Annotated in this window: 1 protein-coding gene; it reads right to left on the bottom strand. The window is 25.6% G+C overall.

Features of this window, described 5'->3' with window-relative positions; genetic code table 11:
- Window positions 1-162: 162 nt before the first annotated feature.
- Window positions 163-739, bottom strand: a 577-nt coding sequence (locus tag DNC80_RS15690) for a carboxypeptidase-like regulatory domain-containing protein (RefSeq protein WP_182652020.1), incomplete at its 5' end; no start/stop codon positions are given.

Raw genomic sequence — 739 nt, 5'->3', positions numbered from 1 at the left:
AAATTTTTACTGCTTTTTTTATATTCCGATAGTTTTATGGAATAAAGAATTTGTGAACTTAAAATTTTCGGGTAAACATAAAACACCTAAAATAAGACAACATAAAATTTAAATTAATCCTAAAAACCAACTTTATTTAAATCGCTATAAACCGTAGTCTTTTCACCTGAATGGTTTTGTTATTTTTCTAAATATTCTCCCTATAAAACTTCTTTTTTTTGCCGTTACTATAAATTCCGACAATTCGGATTCTCGTTTGACTAATAGAATTACGCCTAAATCAGTGGTTATGTTTTTCGAATTTATTTCAATTTCTTTCTGTTCAAAACCAATTGCTCCAATTAATAGTATTATTTTTTCATTTTCTATAGTTGGCAAATATTTTATTTGAAAATTTCCATTTTCGTTTGAAGAAGTCCCAAATTTAGTTTCTTTAATTATTACATACGCGTATGAGTCTGTTAAGTTTCTTTTAGAAATGGAATCATAATATTCTATTTTACCGCTTAATAAAATAGAATCATTAATTATCCCATTTTGTCTACTGTAATCTTGATTATTTTCTGTATCGTTAATTATTTTGATTGAACTATAATTTTCAATTTTATTGTTTTCATTATGTTCTGAATTTGCAAATGAAGTGGTAGCGATTAATGAAGTTAATCCAAGACTCAAAGGAATATTGTTTTTTAATCTTCTAACTTCTGCTATTTGTTCCGGTAAATAATAACCACAAGTA

Source organism: Flavobacterium sp. SOK18b, from assembly GCF_014156605.1.
Lineage (GTDB): Bacteria > Bacteroidota > Bacteroidia > Flavobacteriales > Flavobacteriaceae > Flavobacterium > Flavobacterium tiangeerense.
The sequence above is the reverse complement of the archived record's forward strand: the minus strand, read 5'-3'. Positions and strand labels throughout refer to the sequence as shown.